Below are 1,355 nucleotides of genomic sequence, written 5' to 3' on the forward strand. Positions count from 1 at the left end.
TCAAACGGCTGAAAGTTGGTGCCACGCGGCGGTTTTCGGCCACCACCCGGGAGTCGTTGTTGGCGGATCTGCGCCGGATACTCGATCCGGATTACGGCGTGCGTGCGCGAGAGATCGCCCGGCACATGACCAAACCCGCTGAAAGCGTTGTCAAGGCCGCTGACGTGGTGGAGAAGTTTGCCGGCTCGCGGAGTCGCGCCTGATCGGCAAAGCCGACAGCGCGGATGTGTGCCGCACTGTCAGCGTCCTGACTCCGGCGCCGGCGCCGAACTAGTTGCCGCTTCTGGAGACACGGGACCACACTTTCTGGCACACTAGATATCTGATCAGCCGACGATGCCTGGGGGTCGCGTCAAACCGTCAAAGGTCGTCACAGTCCAATGGTCGGGGGGATAGGGCCGATGATATTGGCTTCGTCACACCCGACGGCGCCCGGTGGGAATTGCCGGTTCGCCCGCTCGCGGAACCTCATTCCCCATGCCATGCAACGAAAACAGTCAATCCCAATAGGGAAGGGAGAGACTGAAATTAGGGCCGAAAGACCCTACTCTGAAGTGTTGCCGGGGCAAGGGAAAAGTGATTAAGGTTACAACGCGATGAAATTTGCTGTGGCAAGCTACGGGACGCGCGGTGACATAGAGCCGTGCCTCGCTATCGGGCGGGAACTGACGCGCAGAGGGCACGAAGTCCGCATGGCCGTCCCGCCCAATCTTGTTGAGCTCGCGCAGGAAGCAGGCCTGGCGGCCATCGGCTACGGACCCGACATGCACGACTTCTGGAGCGACGAGTTCATCCGCGACTTCTGGAAGAATTTCGTGCGCGGGCCCATCAAGTTGATGCGCGACGCATGGGAGCCGGTGCTGCGGAACTGGCAGCTGATGAGCTCGTCACTGATGTCGGTCGGTGCCGGCGCCGATTTGATCTTCACCGGACAGCTCTACCAGGACCTCGCGATCAACGTCGCCGACTACTACCGCATTCCGATGGCCACGCTGCATTACATTCCGATGCGGGCCAACGGCCAGCTCGTTCCGCGCGTGCCGGCGCCGCTGTTTCGCTCCGGCATGAAAACGGTCGAGTGGTTGTTTTGGCGCTCGACGAAGCAAGTGGAGAACGCACAGCGCCGCGAGCTCGGACTGCCCGCGGCCACGAAACCCTCGCCCCGGCGGATCGCCGAACGCGGCTCGCTCGAGATCCAGGCCTATGACGAAGTCTGCTTTCCCGGGCTGGCCGCCGAATGGGCGAAGAAATGGGGCGACCGACGGCCCTTTGTCGGCGCGCTGACCATGGAGTTGACCACGGACGCCGACGAGGACGTGGCATCGTGGATCGCCGGTGGATCGCCGCCGATCTGC

1 protein-coding gene and 1 pseudogene are annotated in these 1,355 nt (G+C 62.7%); both read left to right on the forward strand.

Translation table 11 applies throughout. The features are described from left to right. Nucleotides 1-203 (forward strand): annotated as a pseudogene (locus tag A9X04_RS05760) (glycosyl transferase family 1); the annotation flags it as partial. A 393-nt stretch (nucleotides 204-596) separates the two neighbouring features. Beyond that, nucleotides 597-1,355: glycosyltransferase (locus A9X04_RS05765; RefSeq protein ID WP_197509062.1), on the forward strand; the 759-nt coding region annotated here is incomplete at its 3' end.

Origin of the sequence: Mycobacterium sp. E3247 (assembly GCF_001667785.1) — a bacterium.
Lineage (GTDB): Bacteria > Actinomycetota > Actinomycetes > Mycobacteriales > Mycobacteriaceae > Mycobacterium.